This is a genomic window from Psychromonas sp. SR45-3 (assembly GCF_014163575.1).
In the GTDB taxonomy this organism is placed as follows: Bacteria; Pseudomonadota; Gammaproteobacteria; order Enterobacterales; family Psychromonadaceae; genus Psychromonas; species Psychromonas arctica.
Genome location: NZ_JACJDP010000009.1, coordinates 36,663 through 55,802 on the forward strand (window position 1 = coordinate 36,663; position 19,140 = coordinate 55,802).

The 19,140-nt window shown below is 39.7% G+C and carries 7 protein-coding genes; 5 read left to right on the plus strand and 2 right to left on the minus strand.

Going from position 1 to position 19,140, the window contains the following annotated elements; genetic code table 11:
* Nucleotides 1–95: 95 nt before the first annotated feature.
* The 4 genes from H5084_RS07180 to H5084_RS07195 all read left to right on the plus strand — a co-directional run bounded on the left by H5084_RS07180 (nt 96) and on the right by H5084_RS07195 (nt 15,174).
* Nucleotides 96–983, plus strand: coding sequence for an efflux RND transporter periplasmic adaptor subunit (locus H5084_RS07180; RefSeq protein WP_182690048.1), 888 nt, complete (start codon nt 96–98; stop codon nt 981–983).
* 61 nt (nt 984–1,044) lie between these two features.
* The gene (locus tag H5084_RS07185) at nt 1,045–10,251 is read left to right on the plus strand and encodes a putative Ig domain-containing protein (RefSeq protein WP_182690049.1); all 9,207 of its coding nucleotides are present in this window, start codon (nt 1,045–1,047) and stop codon (nt 10,249–10,251) included.
* 68 nt (nt 10,252–10,319) lie between these two features.
* Nucleotides 10,320–13,352, plus strand: coding sequence for an ATP-binding protein (locus tag H5084_RS07190; RefSeq protein WP_182690050.1), 3,033 nt, complete (start codon nt 10,320–10,322; stop codon nt 13,350–13,352).
* Between the two features lie 37 nt (nt 13,353–13,389).
* Nucleotides 13,390–15,174 carry an EAL domain-containing protein gene (locus tag H5084_RS07195; protein ID WP_220485916.1) on the plus strand — a complete coding sequence of 595 codons (1,785 nt, stop codon included), beginning with the start codon at nt 13,390–13,392 and terminating at the stop codon, nt 15,172–15,174.
* A 281-nt stretch (nt 15,175–15,455) separates the two neighbouring features.
* Here the strand turns inward: H5084_RS07195 and H5084_RS07200 are convergent, their stop codons facing one another.
* On the minus strand, nt 15,456–15,902 hold the full coding sequence (locus H5084_RS07200) for a MarR family winged helix-turn-helix transcriptional regulator (RefSeq protein WP_182690051.1): 447 nt from the start codon (nt 15,900–15,902) through the stop codon (nt 15,456–15,458).
* Nucleotides 15,903–16,028: 126 nt separating this feature from the next.
* Between H5084_RS07200 and H5084_RS07205 the strand changes: the two genes are divergently transcribed.
* Entirely contained in the window at nt 16,029–16,457 is a 429-nt protein-coding gene (locus H5084_RS07205) for an organic hydroperoxide resistance protein (RefSeq protein WP_182690052.1), read from the plus strand.
* Between the two features lie 297 nt (nt 16,458–16,754).
* Here H5084_RS07205 and H5084_RS07210 read toward each other — a convergent pair whose 3' ends face one another.
* Entirely contained in the window at nt 16,755–18,833 is a 2,079-nt protein-coding gene (locus H5084_RS07210; RefSeq protein ID WP_220485917.1) for a methyl-accepting chemotaxis protein, read from the minus strand.
* Nucleotides 18,834–19,140 lie beyond the last annotated feature (307 nt).

Sequence of the window (19,140 nt, forward strand, 5' to 3'; positions counted from 1 at the left end):
GACTTAAAATAAACATTACTACCTTTTGAGTATTTTTTGTGTTTTAAACTACACTAGTTTTATATAAACAAATTTCCGCATACATGGATAACAGTATGAATTTAAAAAGTAATCAGTATTTAAACTATACCCTTACCGATTTAGCAGCGAGGTTAGCTTCAGTCCGCTTTGTTGTCATCGGTTTTGCCTCTGTTATCGCGGCTGATTTAGCCGTTGCAGAGGAATTTCAACCGGTAGATTGTGTGATTAATCCTTACAAAGTTGTAGATGTGAGTAGCGCTGTTTCTGGTGTGCTTGATACTGTAAAAGTTGAGCGTAGTGACTGGGTTAAGAAAGGGCAAGTTATTGCTACCTTGGAGAGTGGCATTGAACGAGCTTCATTAGCCTTAGCTAAAGTCCGTGCAGATATAGACTCAGAAATTAACTTAAGCAAAGTAAACCTGGCCTTTGATGAAAAATATCAAGCTCGTATTGGCAAACTGTATGAACGTAACGTTGTGTCCTACAAAATTAAAGATGAAGCCGATCGAGAAGTTGAGTTATCTAATTGGGAAGTGCAACAAGCAAAAGATATGAAAAAAGTTCGAAAACTTGAATTGCAACGGGCCAAGGAACAAGTAAAACAAAAAACTATTCGCGCGCCATTTGATGGTTTTGTGATTCAGAAGTTCAAGGCAGAAGGTGAATATGTGGAAGATCTCCCTATTGTTCGTATTGCACAGTTTGACCCGTTACTGATTGAAGCCATTGTACCTATGGAATTATTTGGAAAAATAGAGATTGGTATGGTCGGTTTAGTTTATCCAGAATTATATTCAGATGATCCAAAACAAGCACAGGTTGTCGCCGTAGATCGAATGGGTGATGCTGCAAGTCGTACTTTTGGGGTTCGGTTAGAATTACCCAATCCCGATTTTAAAATCCCCGCTGGTTTAAAGTGTGAGATGAAATTTAACGCTGTTGATGTGGCAAGTACAAACTAATGATGCATTGTTTACGGTTAACTCTCATTGGTCGTATCGCTATTTTTACAGGAAGTAGACTATGAATTGGCTGAAACCAATTTGCTTGAGTTTTTTTAAAGCCACTCACTTAAAGCATGCTTTGACAAAGAATAAAAAGGTGACGCCGCCTTTTAGTCTTGAAGCACTTGAGCCGAAAATTTTATTGTCTGCTGAATTAGTTGGTGGAATGATTGATGGTACCTCATTTACTACTGAACAGGATGACGAACAGTTCACCTCTCAAGCTGAATTAGATCAATGGACTAGTCAATTTATTAATCAAGTGACGAGTAACACCTCAAGTGAAGAGCCAAGCGTTGCTAACTCTTCTCCGAATTTTGCTTTGGACGGGTTAGCAACTTTTTTTGCCGATCAGCAAGCACAAAGTGACAGTGATGATTTAGGACAATTACTGGCTGATGCTGCAGTGAACGCATCACAAGCAAATGATCAACCATTAGAGTTAATTATTGTTGATCCTCGAACGCCTGACTATCTAGAGTTGATGGAGGGAATATCAACGGAAAGTGGCAGTGACTATTTAGTTTATATGCTTGATGCAGAACAGGATGGCGTGCAACAAATCACTGACTTGTTAGCGACGCATAGTGATTTAGATGCGGTGCACGTCATTAGCCATGGTAATGAAGGTGGGATTCAATTAGGCAGTAGCTGGTTAAGTACTGATAACCTCGACCAATACTCAGAGCAAATTGAAACTTGGCAAGGTGTTTTTGATGAGGATGCCGACATCCTTATTTATGGCTGTGATTTAGCGGGTAATTTAAGTGGCGAACTATTAATTAATTCGTTGGCTGAGCTCACTGGCGCGGATGTCGCCGCGAGTACTGATGCGACAGGCTCAAGTGAGTTAGGTGGAAATTGGGAGCTTGAGTATCAGACCGGTGAAATTAATACTCAGATTGCATTCACTCAAGATACACAGGGGGCATGGCAACATGTGTTAGCGACCAGTGGCAGTTTATGGTTAAGCACCAATGGTAATGCATCAAGTGATGGTGGAGGTGGTGTTAATCATGATATTTTATCTTTTTCTGACCCCTCATTAACACTTGAATCAGGAGATGGTACGACCGGGGAAACCGATGGTACCTTCTACACGGAAGATAATACTTTACCTGCCAACCTGATGGCGATGCATTATGTTAGTGCCGATGTCACTGTTGATACCTATGTTAACGGTGTTTCAGGAAGTTATAACCTCCAAGTTGGGCAGATAGTTGTTTCGTTAGTCAGTGCTGATAATGGTAATCCAGACAAGTCAGTTCAAACGGTGGGAGGTGGGACTATTGATGTCAATAACAACGATCTTCTTGTTTATACCCCTTCAGCCTACACTTTTGAGTTTTTGCTTAAAGATGCTTTTTTGGAACCCGACGGTAATACACTCTCGAATATCCATGCGGTATCAATAGTTGAAAGCGACACAACGATTGGTGATGGTACAACACTAACGGCTGGAACCTATCTTATAGCGCGTTCTGGTACTTCGGTCCAGGCTGATATTTCTACCTATACTGATGCCGCGGGCCTTCAAAAACTACTGTCTGGCAGTGAGTATTTGAGTGATTCCGATAAGCAAGTTCAGGGGCTTGAGTTGATTGAGTCCGATATGGTTATTGGTGGGCAAAGTGTTGCTGCTGGCACTATATTGGTGACGGTTAATGACCCTGTTACTGTCGGTTCTTCTGGTGGCACAAGCGTTGATGTTCAGCAAGTTGATATTGTTGCATTGACGGTTAATGAGTCTGAGCAGGATAGTATTCCAAATACTGATGTTGATGCACAAATTCTATTTGATGGGTCAGACATCAATCTGCAAATTAGCAATGATGGGGAAATAAATGGATTATCGTTATTTTCTCATTCTTTAAATAATATACCTGAAGCTACTAATCTCACACAAACTGTCAATTATATTGAAGGCACTGCGCTTGTTGCGTTAGATGATATCGTTATTTTTGACCAGGATGCCGGTGATAATGTAACGGCTACGTTAACGCTGGCTAATACATCCGCAGGTACTTTGACTACCGGTACTTTTGGAACCACGAGCAGTAGCTATAATAGTAGTACGGGTGTTTGGACTGCGTCTGGCTCTGTCAGCGATGTGAATGCTGCTCTGGCCGCTGTCAGCTTTGCACCTGCCATCAATAGTGAACAAACTATAATCATTACTACTCATATTGAAGATGCAGAAGTCTCCGCTCAAACGGACGGTATAATCAGCTTAAATGCTATCGCTAAAGGTAATGCTTTATGGTTTACCACTAAGGATGATGTTTCTGATTCCGACACGACTGGCTTAAGCGATTGGACATCGGGGCAGGTTGTGGGCATTGCAGATCCTAACTTGACACTTGATCCTGAGGGCGCGCCTGCTGATACTACCGATGGCACGCTTTCGGCTGCCATTGATTTTGATGCTTTTAATCCTTCAAGTGTTGGTGGTGACGATCAAGTCGACATCAATGCGTTGCACTATGTATCCGTTGATATAACCATTGGTACAGACGTTACTTTTGACCTTAAGAAAGGTGATATTCTATTTTCGGTTGATGATAATGAAACGTTAGAAAGTACGAATAGATTAGATGTTAAGAAAAATGATTTAATTGTTTTTCGACCAAATGGGCTCAATGATTATAGTGCCGGGGAATTCAGTATTTTAATCGAGGGTTTAGCGGCTAAAAAATTATACGGCGTGACCTTAGTTGAGCAACAAACCGTTGTAGGAACAACCACGTTAAACGCTGGTGATATTTTATACACTCAACAAAAAAATACTTCACTCGTTTTTGGGGCTAATGTTTTTGATAATCAAATTTTCCATGCTGTCATTACTGGAACGGGGAGTAGTACTGCAGGAACAGTAGAGATATTTATAGATGGAGATGACGTTGGAATAGAAGAAAAAATTTATGGGCTAGAACTGATTGAAAAAACAACAGTGATCGCTGGTACTACTTTGAATGCGGGTAATATCCTTATAACGATTGGCGATGATGACGACGAGGAAGTGGGTGATAACGAATTAACAGTTACTGAAAATGATGTTTTTATTTTGGATGCAACTTCAGCAACTAATGCCTCTGCAACATTATTATTTGATGGCAGTGATCTATCTTTTTCTGGAGATATTAATGGATTGACCTTAATTACAAACTCCGCACCTACTGCAACTAACATGACAAGCACTGTTTCTTACGATGAAGATGCAATCAGTGTCGACTTAGATGATATTGTGGTTACCGATAGCAATTCAAACGAAGTTGTTTCGGCACAATTGACCCTTGTTGATATTAATGCAGGTAGTTTATCAACAGGCACTTTTGGTTCATCGACTAGTTCCTATAATCACGCTTCAGGTATTTGGATCGTTTCTGGTTCGGTTAGTGACGTTAATGCCGCTTTAGCTGCCGTGACGTTCACACCAACAGCAAATTATGAGCTTAATACCCACATTATTACTCATATCGAAGATTCGGCCAGCACCGGGCCAAACGATGGCATTATTAATCTTAATGTCACAGCTGACAATGATGTCCCCACGGCCACCAATCTTACTCAAGTACAAAATTATACGGAAGGCGATACGAGTGTTGCGCTGGATGATATTGTGATCACCGAGCTTGATAGTAATGATACGGTTACCGCGAGTTTAACCTTAGCGAATGTAACGGCAGGTGTTTTAACGACCGGCACATTTGGTGCTGCAACCAGTAGTTATATCAGTAGTACCGGTGTGTGGTCTGTTACGGGCTCGGTTAGTAATGTCAATGCAGCGTTAGCCGCTGTTGTTTTTATACCAACAACCGATAATGATGTTGATACCAGTATTGTCAGCCATATTGAAGATGTTGCGATGACTGGCCCTAGTGATGGTTTGATCATACTAACAGTAACCCCTCAGAACGATGATCCTACATTGGTGAGTAGTATTACTGACCAAACTGTTACCGAAGATAGTTTGTTCAACTTTGTTTTTGCTGCCAATACTTTTAATGATATTGATACCGATAACAACCTCACTTATAGTGCGCAATTGTTGGGAGGAGGTGTACTACCAAGCTGGTTAACATTTAATGCGAGTTCTCGTACATTTAGCGGTACACCACTGAATGATGATGTAGGAACGGTTTCGGTTGAGGTGATTGCTGATGATGGCAATGGCGGTACGCCTGCAACAGAAAGCTTTGATATCATAGTGACAAATAGTAATGATGATCCAAGCCTTGATAATGATATTAACGATCAGGTTGCAATTGAAGACTCGCCATTCACCTTTACTTTTGTAGTAAATACTTTCAGTGATGTTGATAGCGGAGACAGTATCAGTTATTCAACTCAATTAGTAGGCGGAGCGGCTTTACCCACTTGGTTAAGTTTTGATTCAAATACACGGACGTTTAGCGGGACACCGAGTAATGATGATATTGGCACACTTTCTATCGAAGTGATTGCTAACGATGGTCATGGTGGTACTCCAGCCACAGATAATTTTAATTTAGTCATTGCCAGCAGTAATGATTTACCGACCGGTATCCTTACCATCACTGGCTCTGCGGTAGAAGACCAAGTACTCACAATCAATACCGATTCGTTAGCTGATGATGATGGGTTAGGGGCATTTAGTTATCAATGGTTACGGGATAGTGTGGCTATCAGTGGTGCAACTGTTAGTACTTATACGTTGGGGGATGCCGACGTTGGTACCGTTATTTCATATCGAGTGAGCTATACCGATGCGCAAGGTACATTAGAAAACATCACCAGTGAGTCAACCCTTGCGGTTGCTAATATTAATGACCTGCCTATCGGATCTATTTCAATCACTGGTACAACGACTGTTGGTAATACGTTAACGGTTAATAATGACTTACTTGATGATGATGGTTTAGGGGCAATTAGCTATCAATGGCAGCGTAATGGTGTTGACATAGTAGGAGCAACGGCTAATACCTATACCATTACTGTTGATGATGATAACCAAACTATTAATGTCGTTGCGCGTTATAGCGATTTAAATGGTAGCGCAGAGGTGGTTAGCAGTGAAGCGACTGCCACGGTTACTGGTACTAATTATATGCCGACCGGTAATATTGTTATAAATGGTCTCGTGCGACAAGGTGAAAGCCTTATTGCAGATACCTCAACATTGGCTGATGTAGATGGATTAGGTACTTTTAGTTATCAATGGCAACGTAATAGCATCAATATTGCGGGTGCTAACGATGTCAGTTATACGCTCGGAAATGATGATGTTGATAAAATCATGACCGTTGTCGTGAGTTACTTGGATAATGGACTGCCTGAAGGGACAACAGAAAGCGTGACCAGTACTGCCACTGCTGCGGTGGTTAATGTTAATGATGCAGCCACTGCAACGCAAATGAATCAAGTACAAAGCTATACTGAAGGTGACATTAATGTTGCTTTAAACGATATTGTGGTGAGTGACGTCGATCTTGGCGATATTATCACTGCAAATCTAACCTTAATAGATCCTAATGCAGGTGTACTGACGACGGGAGTATTTGGCGCTGCGACGAGCTCATACAATGCCATAACGGGGGAGTGGATGGTAACAGGGACTGTGGGTGACGTTAATGCGGCATTAGCTGCTACCGCTTTTACCCCGTCAAGTCATTACGATATTGATACTTCTATTACAACACATATTGAAGATGCATCATCAGCTGGCCCAACTGATGGCTCTATTGCCCTAATGGTCACCGCAATTAATGATGACCCAACACTGGAATATGGAATACCCGATCAGTTTAGTGCTGAAGATACTGTGTTTAGTTTTACCTTTGCTGCCAATACATTTAATGACTTGGAAGCGGGCTCTTCGTTAGTTTATTCAGCACAGCTTGTGGGGGGAGATGCATTACCAAGTTGGTTGACGTTCAATAGTGAGACACGTACTTTCAGCGGCACACCACTCAACGACAACGTTGGTAGTCTCGATATCAGAGTTAGTGCTGATGATGGACAAGGAGGTACGACCGCCAGCGACAGTTTTACTTTGACTACAAATAATATCAATGATGCTCCTGTGGGCAGTGTCATTATTAGTGGAACCACCGCCGAAGGGGATCTATTATCCGCTGATACGAGTAGCATCACAGATCAAGATGGGCTCGGTGTATTCAATTATCAATGGTTAAGAGATGGGACCAATATTAGTGGTGAAACGAGTAATACTTTTATCCTTTCAGAGGAAGATATTGGTAGTAAGGTAAGTGTCATGATCAGTTTTACTGATGCACGAGGCACTAACGAAAGTATAACCAGTGCTGAAACAGCAGAAGTGATTAATATTAATGATGCGCCTACTGCAACTAATCAAACCCAAGTTAAAAGTTATAATGAAGGAGACAGCAGTGTTGCCTTCGATAATATCGTGGTAACAGATGTAGATATGGGTGAGACTATCACCGCAACACTGGTTTTATCGGATATCACATCAGGTTCATTGAGCACAGGGCTGTTTGGGAATTCAGCTAGCATTTACAACAGTGTATCGGGTATATGGACGGTGAGTGGTTCAGTAACTGATGTGAATGACGCGTTGGCCAATGTTGAATTCCTCCCAAGTACAAACAATGATCGCGATGTTAATGTGACAACACATATACAAGATGCACTCGGTGCTGGACCGAGTGATGGGATTATTAACTTAGTTGTCAACGCAGTGAATGATGACCCAACATTAGATAACCTTTTACTAGACCAAGTGGCGATTGAGGATACTACGTTTAATTTCACCTTCAATGAAAACAGTTTTAATGATGTTGATAATGGGGCAAGTTTAACTTATAGCGCACAGTTAGTAGGAAGCATACCGTTACCAACTTGGTTAAATTTTGATGCGAGTAGTCGCACATTTAGTGGTACACCGTTGAATGGTGATGTGGGGGTGATCAATATCGAAGTCACTGCTGATGATGGACAAGGTGGCATCCCTGCAACTGCCAGTTTTGAGCTGGTGATCACGAATACCAATGACGATCCCACTTTAAACAATGCAATAGCAGATCAATCAACTATCGAAGATAGCGCGTTTAATTTCACCTTAGCAGCGACTACATTTGGCGATGTGGATAACGGTGATAGCTTAACCTACAGTGCACAATTAGTAGGTGGCGATGCATTACCTTCGTGGTTAAGTTTTGATGCGAATACTCGCACATTTAGCGGCACTCCGTTGAATGGTGATGTGGGGGCGATCAACATTGAAGTCACTGCTGATGATGGCCAAGGCGGCATTCCTGCAACAGACCGCTTTGAGCTGGTGATCACGAATACCAATGATGATCCCACTTTAAACAATGCAATAGTAAATCAATCAGCAACCGAAGGTAATGGGTTCAATTTCACCTTCGCAGCGACTACATTTGGCGATGTGGATAGCGGTGATAGCTTAAACTACAGCGTACAATTACTAAGTGGCGATATACTACCTTCGTGGTTAAGTTTTGATGCAAATACTCGCACATTTAGTGGAACGCCTTTGAATGGGGATATAGGAACGATCAACATCGAAGTTACTGCTGATGATGGCCAAGGTGGCATCCCTGCAACTGCTAGTTTTGAGCTGGTGATATCGAATATTAATAATGATCCGACTTTAAACAATGTGATTGCAGACCAATCTGCGACGGAAGACGTAGTTTTCAATTTCACCTTAGCAGCGACTACATTTGGCGATGTCGATAGTGGTGATAGCTTAACCTACAGTGCAGAGTTGACTACTGGTTCAGCATTACCAACTTGGTTAAGTTTTGATGCGAATACTCGCACATTTACTGGCACACCTTTGAATAGTGATGTGGGAACAATCAACATTGAAGTCACTGCTGATGATGGTCAAGGTGGCATCCCTGCAACTGCCAGTTTTGAGCTGGTGATCACGAATACCAATGACGATCCCACTTTAAACAATGCAATAGCAGATCAATCAGCTATCGAAGATAGCGCGTTCAATTTCACCTTAGCAGCGAATACATTTGGCGATGTCGATAGTGGTGATAGCTTAACCTATAGCGCACAGTTGACTAATGGCTTAGCATTACCCTCTTGGTTAAGTTTTGATACGGCAACGCGTACCTTTACCGGAACACCTTTAAATGCTGATGTCGGTTCAATAACGGTTGAAGTTATAGCTGGTGATGGCAATGGTGGCTCAAATGCTGTCGATAGTTTTAATTTGTTGGTCACTAATGTTAATGACCTTGCACTCGGTAAAGTTGTAGTAACTGGTACTTTAAGTGATGGTGAAGTATTGGTCGCAGATACTTCATTAATTTCTGATGAAGATGGCCTTGGTGAGTTTGCTTTTCAGTGGCTGCAAAATGGTAATGAAATACCTGCCGCCACGACTTCAACTTATGTGCTACAAGCGGGTGACATCGGTACTAATATTTCAGTCAATGTGAGCTATATTGATAGTCAAGGAACGCTTGAGAGCGTTAATAGCCAGCCTCAAAAAGTACCTACCATAAAAGTAGATATTGTAGATAATACAGAGATTACTGAAGAAAGAGTTAGTGTCGTTGATGCCCCGATTTTTATTCCACTCGAGAGTATTGAGTCAGAACCAGACGCTTCAGAGCTTGAAGTAACGCTAGAAGAAGGAGTTGAAGAAGCAATACAAGAGGAAATAGAAGAAAGCACTGAAGAAGACTTGGAAGGTGGGGAGCCCGAACAGATTAGAAACCTTGAACAAAATGTATTTCAGGAACAACAGCAAGTAATCAACCCTGCTAATACTTCTCTTGAGGAGAAAAATCAAACCTCCAATAATATTAATACCGCCACTGTATTGAAAACATTGCAAAAAAATACGATCGAGGAGCAACAATCTCAGCTTCAAAGTGATATTGATAGTTTTTTAATGAAAGATGATCCTCTCTTGTTAATACAGACAAATAATTTTATTAGCGGATTGAATGAGATGCGACAAGAGCTTGACCACGATATTGTTTTTAATAAAACGACCGTTGGGAGTACTTTAGCTGTTTCTGCGGGAGTTTCTGCTGGATATGTCGCTTGGTTAGCACGAAGTGGGGTGCTATTAGGTAGTGTTATGGGAACCTTACCTGTGTGGCGCTTTGTTGATCCGCTTCCGGTGCTAAATCAAGCTAGAGGTGTTTTAGGTGAAGATAGTGAATCTTTAGAGTCGATTGTTGCTGATGGTACGGAAGCCGAGCAAGAATAGAGCCGGTCATAAAAATGAATAAAACAACGAGCTTATTGTCGTGATGTTATAAATTAAAGGAATGCAATTTGATAGGTAGAATATTTAAAGGACAAAGTGCAAAGACTCGAATCGCATTAGGGCTCGTCAGTATAGTGGTCTGCGTTAGCATCGGCGCTTCTTTTCTAGGATTATTCCCGGACAGGTATGGAGCGATATTAGCGGGCAGAGCTGCAATTGCTGAAATAGTCGCTGTTAATAGCTCGGTTTTTATTACTCGACGTGATATTCGTCGAATGGAAGCTAACTTAAATATTTTAGTCTCTCGAAATGATGAAATCTTGTCTGCTGCCGTTAAACCTCTGGAAGGCAAGGCTGTTGCTATTATTGGAGAGCATGAGTCTCAATGGTTGCCGATGGAAGAAGGGACATCTACTGAATCACAGCTAGTGGTGCCAATATGGGAAGGTAATACACAATGGGGGCATATTGAGCTTAGATTTAAGCCTTTAAAGCATCCGGGCCTGTTCGCTTTTTTCTTTGAGCCTTTAGCTCAGTTTATTATGTTTGTTTCCTTTTTTAGTTTTATTTTTTTCAAATTCTACTTAGGAAAAGTGCTTAAACAGCTGGACCCTTCACAAGCAATTCCTGGCCGAGTGCGTTCTGCATTAGATACCATGGCCGAGGGATTATTAGTACTCGATACTAAACAAAATATTGTTTTAGCAAATGAAGCCTTTTCTGTTTTAGTCGGCGAAACACCGGAAGCATTAATGGGGCGAAGTATCGGAAAGTTTTCCTGGAATCAAGTGACAGATCTTAACAGGGAGAAAAATACTCTTTTAAATGTTCAACAAAAGTATCCATGGGAAATCGCCTTAGCATCTAGTTCGTTACAAATGAGCCATATGTTGTATTTGGAAATAGATGAGAATACGCGATATACCTTCATGGTTAACTGTTCGCCTGTATTGGGCCAAAATGGCAAAGTAGCCGGTATGATGGTGAGCTTTGATGATATTACTGCGTTAGAAGAAAAAGAGATTGAGTTACGTCGCTCTAAGGAAGAAGCAGAAACGGCAAACCGTGCAAAAAGTGATTTTTTATCCAATATGAGTCACGAAATACGTACACCAATGAATGCTATTCTAGGTTTTACTGAAGTACTTATGCGTGGTCATGGTAATGACCCTGTGGAAAGTAAACGTTACTTAGGGACGATTGCTTCTAGCGGTAAACACCTACTGGGTTTGATTAATGATATTTTAGATTTATCAAAGGTTGAAGCGGGAAAAATTGAAATTGAAACCTTACCTTGTGCCGCGCATCAAATCGTTCAGGAAGTAGTGAAAGTGATGGGGGTAAAAGCGAAAGAAAAAGGTATCAGTCTTGAATTTATCGCTATTGATAGTATGCCGGATCTTGTGTTAACAGATGCGGGTAAAATTAGACAAATATTAACGAACTTAGTGGGTAACTCGATAAAATTTACTGAAATAGGTAGTGTTAAACTGACAACGCGATATCAGTCAGAAAAGAATAAATCGAGGTTGGTTATTGAGGTGTCAGATACCGGCATTGGGATGACACAAGACCAAGCTGAAACGATTTTTAAACCTTTTGTGCAAGCAGATAGTTCGATAACTCGACGTTTTGGCGGTACCGGTTTGGGTCTCACTATTAGTAAACGTTTTGCTGAAGCTTTGGGTGGTGACATTATGGTGACCAGTGAAACGGGTAAAGGTAGTTGTTTTATCGTTGATATTGAAGTTGAAGCAGCACCTCAAGCAAAGCTACTTTCTGCAACTGAAGTAATGCAAGAAGTAACATCCAATGTTTCTGAACAGCAAATTACCTGGGTTTTCCCTGAAGCTAATATCTTAGTAATTGATGATGGTGATGAAAATAGAGATTTACTAGAAGTGGTATTGAGTGATGCCGGCTTGAGTATTGAGACTGGAGTGAATGGTAAGCAAGGTCTAGATATGGCATTAGCTAGGTCTTATGATCTTATTTTAATGGATGTTCAGATGCCTTTAATGGATGGTTACACTGCAGTTCGTTTGATGCGTGAAAATGGTATTACCATTCCTGTTATCGCCTTGACCGCTCATGCGATGAAGGGAGTTGAAAGTCAGTGTTTAGCTGCCGGCTATTCAGGTTATATGACTAAACCAATCGATATTGATAAATTACTTAAATGCTTAGCAAATGAGTTGGGTGGAAAAATTGCAACCACTACGCACGAAGCAATAGAAGTAAGTAAAACATCACTGATGGTAGAAGAAGCGGTGAACGATAAAAAGCAAATCAGCAAAGCTCCTAAACCTGCTATTTATTCATCTTTACCTAGTGGTGCTAAGAAATATCAAAGCTTGATAGAACGTTTCATTCTTCGTTTACATGAACAGTTTATCCTCATAGAGCAAGCTGCTTCAATTGCTAATTATGAACAATTAGCTGACTTAGCTCATTGGTTAAAAGGCTCAGCAGGTTCTGTCGGTTTTCATGATTTTACTGAGCCAGCAGAATCGCTAGAGACCTATGCAATAGCAAAAGATCGAGCCGCTATAGATAAAAAAGTCGAAGAAATTAAAGATTTAATTTCACGTATAGAAATCAGTAATGATCACCAAACTATTAAGCAAGAAACAGTTAAGCTAGAAACACTTACGGAAGAAAAGATTAAGCAAGAAACAGTTAAGCTAGAAACACTTACGGAAGAAAAGATTAAGCAAGAAACTGAGCAACTAGCTATCGAACAGGATACAATATTTTCTGGAGCAGTAATCCGGTCAACGCTACTAGCGAGTACACCTAAATTAAAGCCGATTGCTGAAAAGTTTGTATTGAGACTAGATGAAAAGATTATATTGATGAATGATTCATTAAGTCAGGAAGATTTTGCAACACTAGCTGATTTAGCACACTGGCTTAAGGGCTCCGCGGGTACGATAGGCTTTCATGATTTTACCGAACCTGCAATAAAACTTGAAGCATCGGCAAATGAAAATAATACCGATAATGCAAAGCATTTACTTGAAGCGATAAGGCAGATGGCAAATAACATAGACTTGTCCGATACACCCGATAAAAATAATACTCGTGAAATTTTTAAGTAGTTGTTAGGCATGGGCAAAATAAGCTTAGGGGAAAAAATTGAACAATCTGAGTACAGATAAACTCGGTAAGCCAAGCGCTTGCGTTGATAACCTTCATACACAGCTAAAAAATGCTGTGATTATGATGGTTGATGATGAGCCTATTTTGATGGAAATCCTACAAAGTTTTCTTGAAGATGAAGGCTATCAGAATTTTATTAATATTGAAGATTCAACATTAGCAATGGAACGGTTGAAACTCGATCAACCTGATATTTTATTGCTTGACCTTAAAATGCCGATTGTGAATGGGTTTGATATTTTAAAAGAAGTGCGTGCCCATGATTTATTGAAACGTATCCCCGTTATTGTCCTGACCTCTGCATCTGATGCGGCAACAAAGTTAAAAGCGCTTGAGTTGGGAGCTACGGATTTTTTAGCAAAACCAGTCGATGCTAGTGAGTTAGGGTTACGTTTGCGTAACACTCTGACTGTAAAGGCATATCAAGATCAGCTCGCATTTTATGATACGTTAACGGGTTTACCTAATCGCGCACGATTTATGGACCGTTTAGATTGGGCTTTAATGAATGCTATTCGCTACAAGCATTCAGTAGCCGTGATGAATTTAAGTGTGGATCGTTTTAAAGAAATTAATGATACTTTAGGGCCAAAATCAGGTGATTTATTACTGCAGCAGGTTGCAGATAGGTTATCGGGTGCAGTTCGGTTTAGTGACGTTATTAGTCATACTGGGCGGGATGACTTATGGCAGAATATGGCGCGAATTAGTGGCGATGAGTTTACCTTATTGTTACCAGGTGGCTCAGTCGCTGAAGATGCAGCTTATATTGCGAAGCGCTTATTGGAGGTCATGAAAGACGTCTTTTTTATCAATGGCCATGATATCTTTGTGACGGCTAGTATTGGTATTGCTGTTTATCCCAATGATGCAGAAACGGCAGATACTTTGATGAAGAATACGAGTGCGGCCACTGAGTACGCTAAGCATAAAGGACGAGATAATTACCAATTTTATTCAAAAGATATTAATAACAAAGCTAAGGAACGTTTGCTGATAGAGTCTGAGCTTAGGCGAGCGATTGAAAAAGAAGAGTTTGTTGTTCATTATCAACCAAAAATAAATACACAAACCGCTCTCGTTACAGGAATGGAAGCATTGGTGCGCTGGCAACATCCAGTAAAAGGTTTGTTATCTCCTTTTTACTTTATTGAAATTGCAGAGAAATCTGGACTAATCCCTGCGATCGGTGAATGGGTTATTCATGAAGCCTGTCGACAAAATAAAGAGTGGCAAGATCAAGGTCTAGGGCACTTTACAATATCAGTCAATGTATCGCCTCAACAGTTTAATGCAAAGCATATTGAAAAGACCATGGAAGCTGCAATTTCTTCAGGTATGGATATGCAGTATCTTATTATAGAAATTACCGAAGGTATGTTAATGGGCGATGAAGAACGTGCTATTGAGGTAATGAAAGAAATTAGAAAACAAGGGCCGTTGTTATCCATTGATGATTTTGGTACTGGTTACTCTTCATTAAGTTACTTAAAACGCTTCCCTTTAAATGAGCTAAAAGTGGATCGGGCATTTATCATCGATGTCCCTGAGAAGCGAGATGACTGTGCCATTGTTAGAGCGATTGTTGCCATGGCACATAGTCTCGAATTATCTGTTGTTGCAGAAGGCATCGAAAATAGTGAGCAGTTAGAATTTCTTAAGGGAATTGGATGTGATGTGATACAAGGTTTTTATTTTAGTAAACCGCTACCTGCAGATGAATTTGAACAGTATGTGCTTACTAAAAATAAATCCATGTAACTTTAAGTATTCTGTTATGTAGTATTAAATACTTAGTTATGTAATCAGTGAGTCAAGGTGGTTGTTAAATCGTTAGTTCAAAGCGCTTATTTTAAAGCTTTTAGTGGCACTTTTATTATTATCTAGTATTACATATTGCCGGTTAACTACGTAACCGCACACTTATCTGCTCAGTCACCTAGTTATTTAGGGTTTTAGGCTCTTAATTAGCTATTTAGTTACTTCATCTACTTAACCATTTACTTAACTATCTACTTAGTACTTTTAATACTCCCTATGCTTCATTTTTTATTATCTGATTTTAAATCGTTAATGACTAAGTCTAAAGCTTGCATTAGTTGTAATGAGTGAGTTGCATCGATACTATCAAACTTACAGCGAATTTCGGTTGGAATATGTGCTGCTTTTAGTTTTAATGCTTGTCCATCATGAGTAAGTTGGATGTGACGCTTACGTTTGTCTTGTTCACCCTTAATCACTGCAAGTAGTTTTTTATCTGTCATTTTCTTTAAAATTTGCGTCAAAGCACTGCCATCAATTGCTGTTTTATCAATGAGTTCTGCAATAGTTATCTTATCCTTTTCCCATAAGGCCATCATCACTACATACTGAGGGTAGGTTAAGTTTATTTCAGCTAATGGGGCTCTATAGGATCGAGCAATACTGTTTGAAGCCATGTATAAACGGTGGCATAACTGATTTTTTAGCTTTAATTGTTCAAATGACATTGTCACTCCTTGCTTTTTTATGATTTTAATTTGCACGCAAAGTATTTGCAATTGTTATTTACCTTCGTTACTATTATTTTGCATGCAAAATAAAATATTTTTTTTGATCTAACTTTGGAGTTTACTATGAATGTATTACAAGAAATCGCTTACACAGCTAAAGCAACAGCAACTGGTGGCCGTGAAGGTATCGCTAAATCTGATGATGCTCGTTTAGATATTAAATTGTCTACACCTAAAGCCTTAGGCGGTGATGATGGGCAGGGGACTAATCCTGAACAATTATTTGCTGCAGGTTATGCAGCCTGTTTTATCGGTGCATTGAAACATGTTGCAGCGTCTGAAAAAGTAAAACTTTCAAGTGATATCTACATTAACTCTGAAGTTGCTATCGGCCCAATTGAAGGTGGTTTTGGGATAGCTGTTAAACTTGCTGTATCACTGGGTGATATGGATAAAGCGCAGGCACAGGCTTTAGTTGAAAAAGCTGATTTGGTTTGCCCGTATTCAAATGCAACACGTGGCAATATTGCTAAAGAGCTGACGGTAATTTAAATCTATTTAAATGATATTAGTTCAGTAATTAGTGAACTCAATATTGTACGGGTAAGTAAAATACTGAAGCTAAATAGCTATCATAAAAAGAGAGTTGTAATGTCTTGTTATTACAACTCTCTCACTCTAATAAAAAGTAAAAACTCAGTGATAAGTTATACAATCCCGTTGCGGATCAAAATACTTTCTATTTTTATTCTTCTTTTTGTTATTGCATAGTAAAAGTCATAAGTATTGAATTAACAGCAGAATTTAAATCATCTTAATCAAACCTTGAGATTAAGATGATTATTACTTTTATTGTAATTTAAACTTTTTCACCAATGCATCTAATTGTGTATTAGCAGATGCCAGCGTTTGTGTACTATCCACTGTTGCTTGACCATTTTTAGTTAGCTCTTGTACCATTTCATTTATGTTGGTCATATTTCGACTCACCTCTTCGGTGACACTACTTTGCTCTTCAGATGCTGTTGCAATCTGCGTACTTAGATCGTTAATTTGAATAATAAAGTTAGTCATATTATCCAAGCTATCGGTAACTCGTGCGGTGTTTTCAGCAGCAAGTTGACAGCTTGTTCTTGTGGCATCCATTGTAGATACTGCGTTGGTCGCATCACTGCTTAAGGTGTTTAATATTTGATTAATTTCTGCCGTACTGGTTTGTGTACGCGCAGCAAGTGAACGCACTTCATCTGCTACCACAGAAAAGCCTCTACCTTGTTCGCCTGCTCGCGCTGCTTCTATTGCCGCATTTAATGCTAATAAATTAGTTTGGTCTGCTATATCACCAATAACACTCAGTGCTTTAATAATTTCTTGCGTATTATTACTCATGGTATTAATACTTGCGGATGCCGAATCGACTTCATCTACTAAGGCTAAAACACTGTTCGATGCCTCACTCACAATGGTTTTTGATAAAATGGCTTCATCATTTGCTTGTTGGGTATTAAATGCAGTATCAGCAGCATTTTGAGCTACCGTTTCAGATGTACTGCTCATTTCTGTTATTGCACTTACAACTTGCTCTGTTTCGCTCGCATGTGCAATTAAAGCACTATTTGCCTGCATCGATTGCTGATTAAGTTGCTCCGTGCTGGTGGTTATATGCGCTGATGCCTGCGAAATATCAAGCATCATAGATTGTAAGTACATAATAAAGTTGTTCACTGAATGACTAATATCACCTAGCTCATCATCGTTAGTAATAGTGAGGCGTGATGTTAAATCTGCTTCACCTGTAGATAAAGTATCAATACGTTGTTTCAAAGTGTATAGGTTTTTAACTATCGCTGTAATGATCCAAATAATGAGTATGAGCGATACTATGATTAATACTGCTGAAGAAGTGATCATTGAGGCTACTTGGTCATCAAAAATAAGCTGAGTGGCGTCTGTTAAATTGTCTTGAACAGCAATAATATCGTTTTCATAAGCGCCGGTAGAAAGTATCCAGCCCCACTCTGGGAATATTTTTCGGCTATAAGCTATTTTATTTTCACTTTTTTTGGTGACCGGGTTTTCATAAACGATGTCAACCGTTGACTCTTGTTTTCCTTGAATGTGTTTGGCTATCAATTTCGTATTGTCGATTTTAGTGCCAATGAGTTCTGTTTTTGGATGAGCGATAAAGGTTCCCTCCTCATCTTGGATCCAAAAATAGCCATTAAGCCCATATTTAGCCACGGTAACTGCATTTATAGCTGCCTCAATATTATCTTTTCTCAGTGTGCTAACGTATTCACCACTGGCTATCACTAAATTTAATGGCTTGAAATAAAATGAAGCTGTAATTTTGTCTTCTACAGTTTCGGTGGTTGGGTTTAAAAATGAGTATTCACTAAACCCTATATCTTCCTTTTGCGCCGCAGCAACAACATCTCTTACAAAAAATTTACCGTTAGCATCGACTTTGTCGTAACCATTGTCTTCAATCTGTGTAACATCGCTACCATAAGCTTTATTGATAAATGAGGTTGCGTCATAGGCAAAAAAATAGCGCCCGTTATTCCAACGATGCTGCTGTAGAAAAGCATAAACACTCATTTCTGCTTCTCTATATGAAGTGCTATTTTCATATATCTTTGTCACAGTAGTCTTGAAATCAGACATTTCAGTGGCCAAGTTTTTCTTTATATTTTCAATTTTAGAAGATTCATAATAATCTGAAATGGCGAAGGCGATGGTATCAACTTGGCCTCTGAGGTTTTGATCGAGCATTTCAGCTAGTTGTGCTTGAATATTTTCTTTTTCTTTTTCAAGTACAACATTTTCAGTTTTTATTAGTGAATAGATAAAAAATGAGGCCATAATGAGTAGTGGTACACATAAGGTGGTGATCAGTTTTGCTTTGATAGTAAATTTAATGGCCATTGGCATTTCCTAGGATCTTTTGGTTAAAGTTAATTAACTATAGATAGGGAATTAATGTTTGCGTGGCTTGACTATCACTTTATTGTTGTATATCAATAAAGTGGTAGATATTAGCGGTCTTGATTAAACATTTAGGTGGGTAAAACGAAAGGCTAATGGACAGCTCCCACTAAATTAACTCACTAAAGCTCGTTATACCCGTTATCAATCGAGATGCTTTATTCAGTCATTAGCTTGGACAGCAAGGCAAGGCGTAAGATGATGACAATGGCTAGTCCTTATCGAATGTTGCAACGCTGAATTGCTT

What these genes read in the sequence shown, in the direction of transcription:
- H5084_RS07210 (WP_220485917.1), bottom strand. Translation starts at nt 18,833, where the DNA reads ATGGCCATTAAATTTACTATCAAAGCAAAACTGATCACCACCTTATGT.
- H5084_RS07180 (WP_182690048.1), top strand. Translation starts at nt 96, where the DNA reads ATGAATTTAAAAAGTAATCAGTATTTAAACTATACCCTTACCGATTTA.
- H5084_RS07205 (WP_182690052.1), top strand. Translation starts at nt 16,029, where the DNA reads ATGAATGTATTACAAGAAATCGCTTACACAGCTAAAGCAACAGCAACT.
- H5084_RS07185 (WP_182690049.1), top strand. Translation starts at nt 1,045, where the DNA reads ATGAATTGGCTGAAACCAATTTGCTTGAGTTTTTTTAAAGCCACTCAC.
- H5084_RS07200 (WP_182690051.1), bottom strand. Translation starts at nt 15,902, where the DNA reads ATGTCATTTGAACAATTAAAGCTAAAAAATCAGTTATGCCACCGTTTA.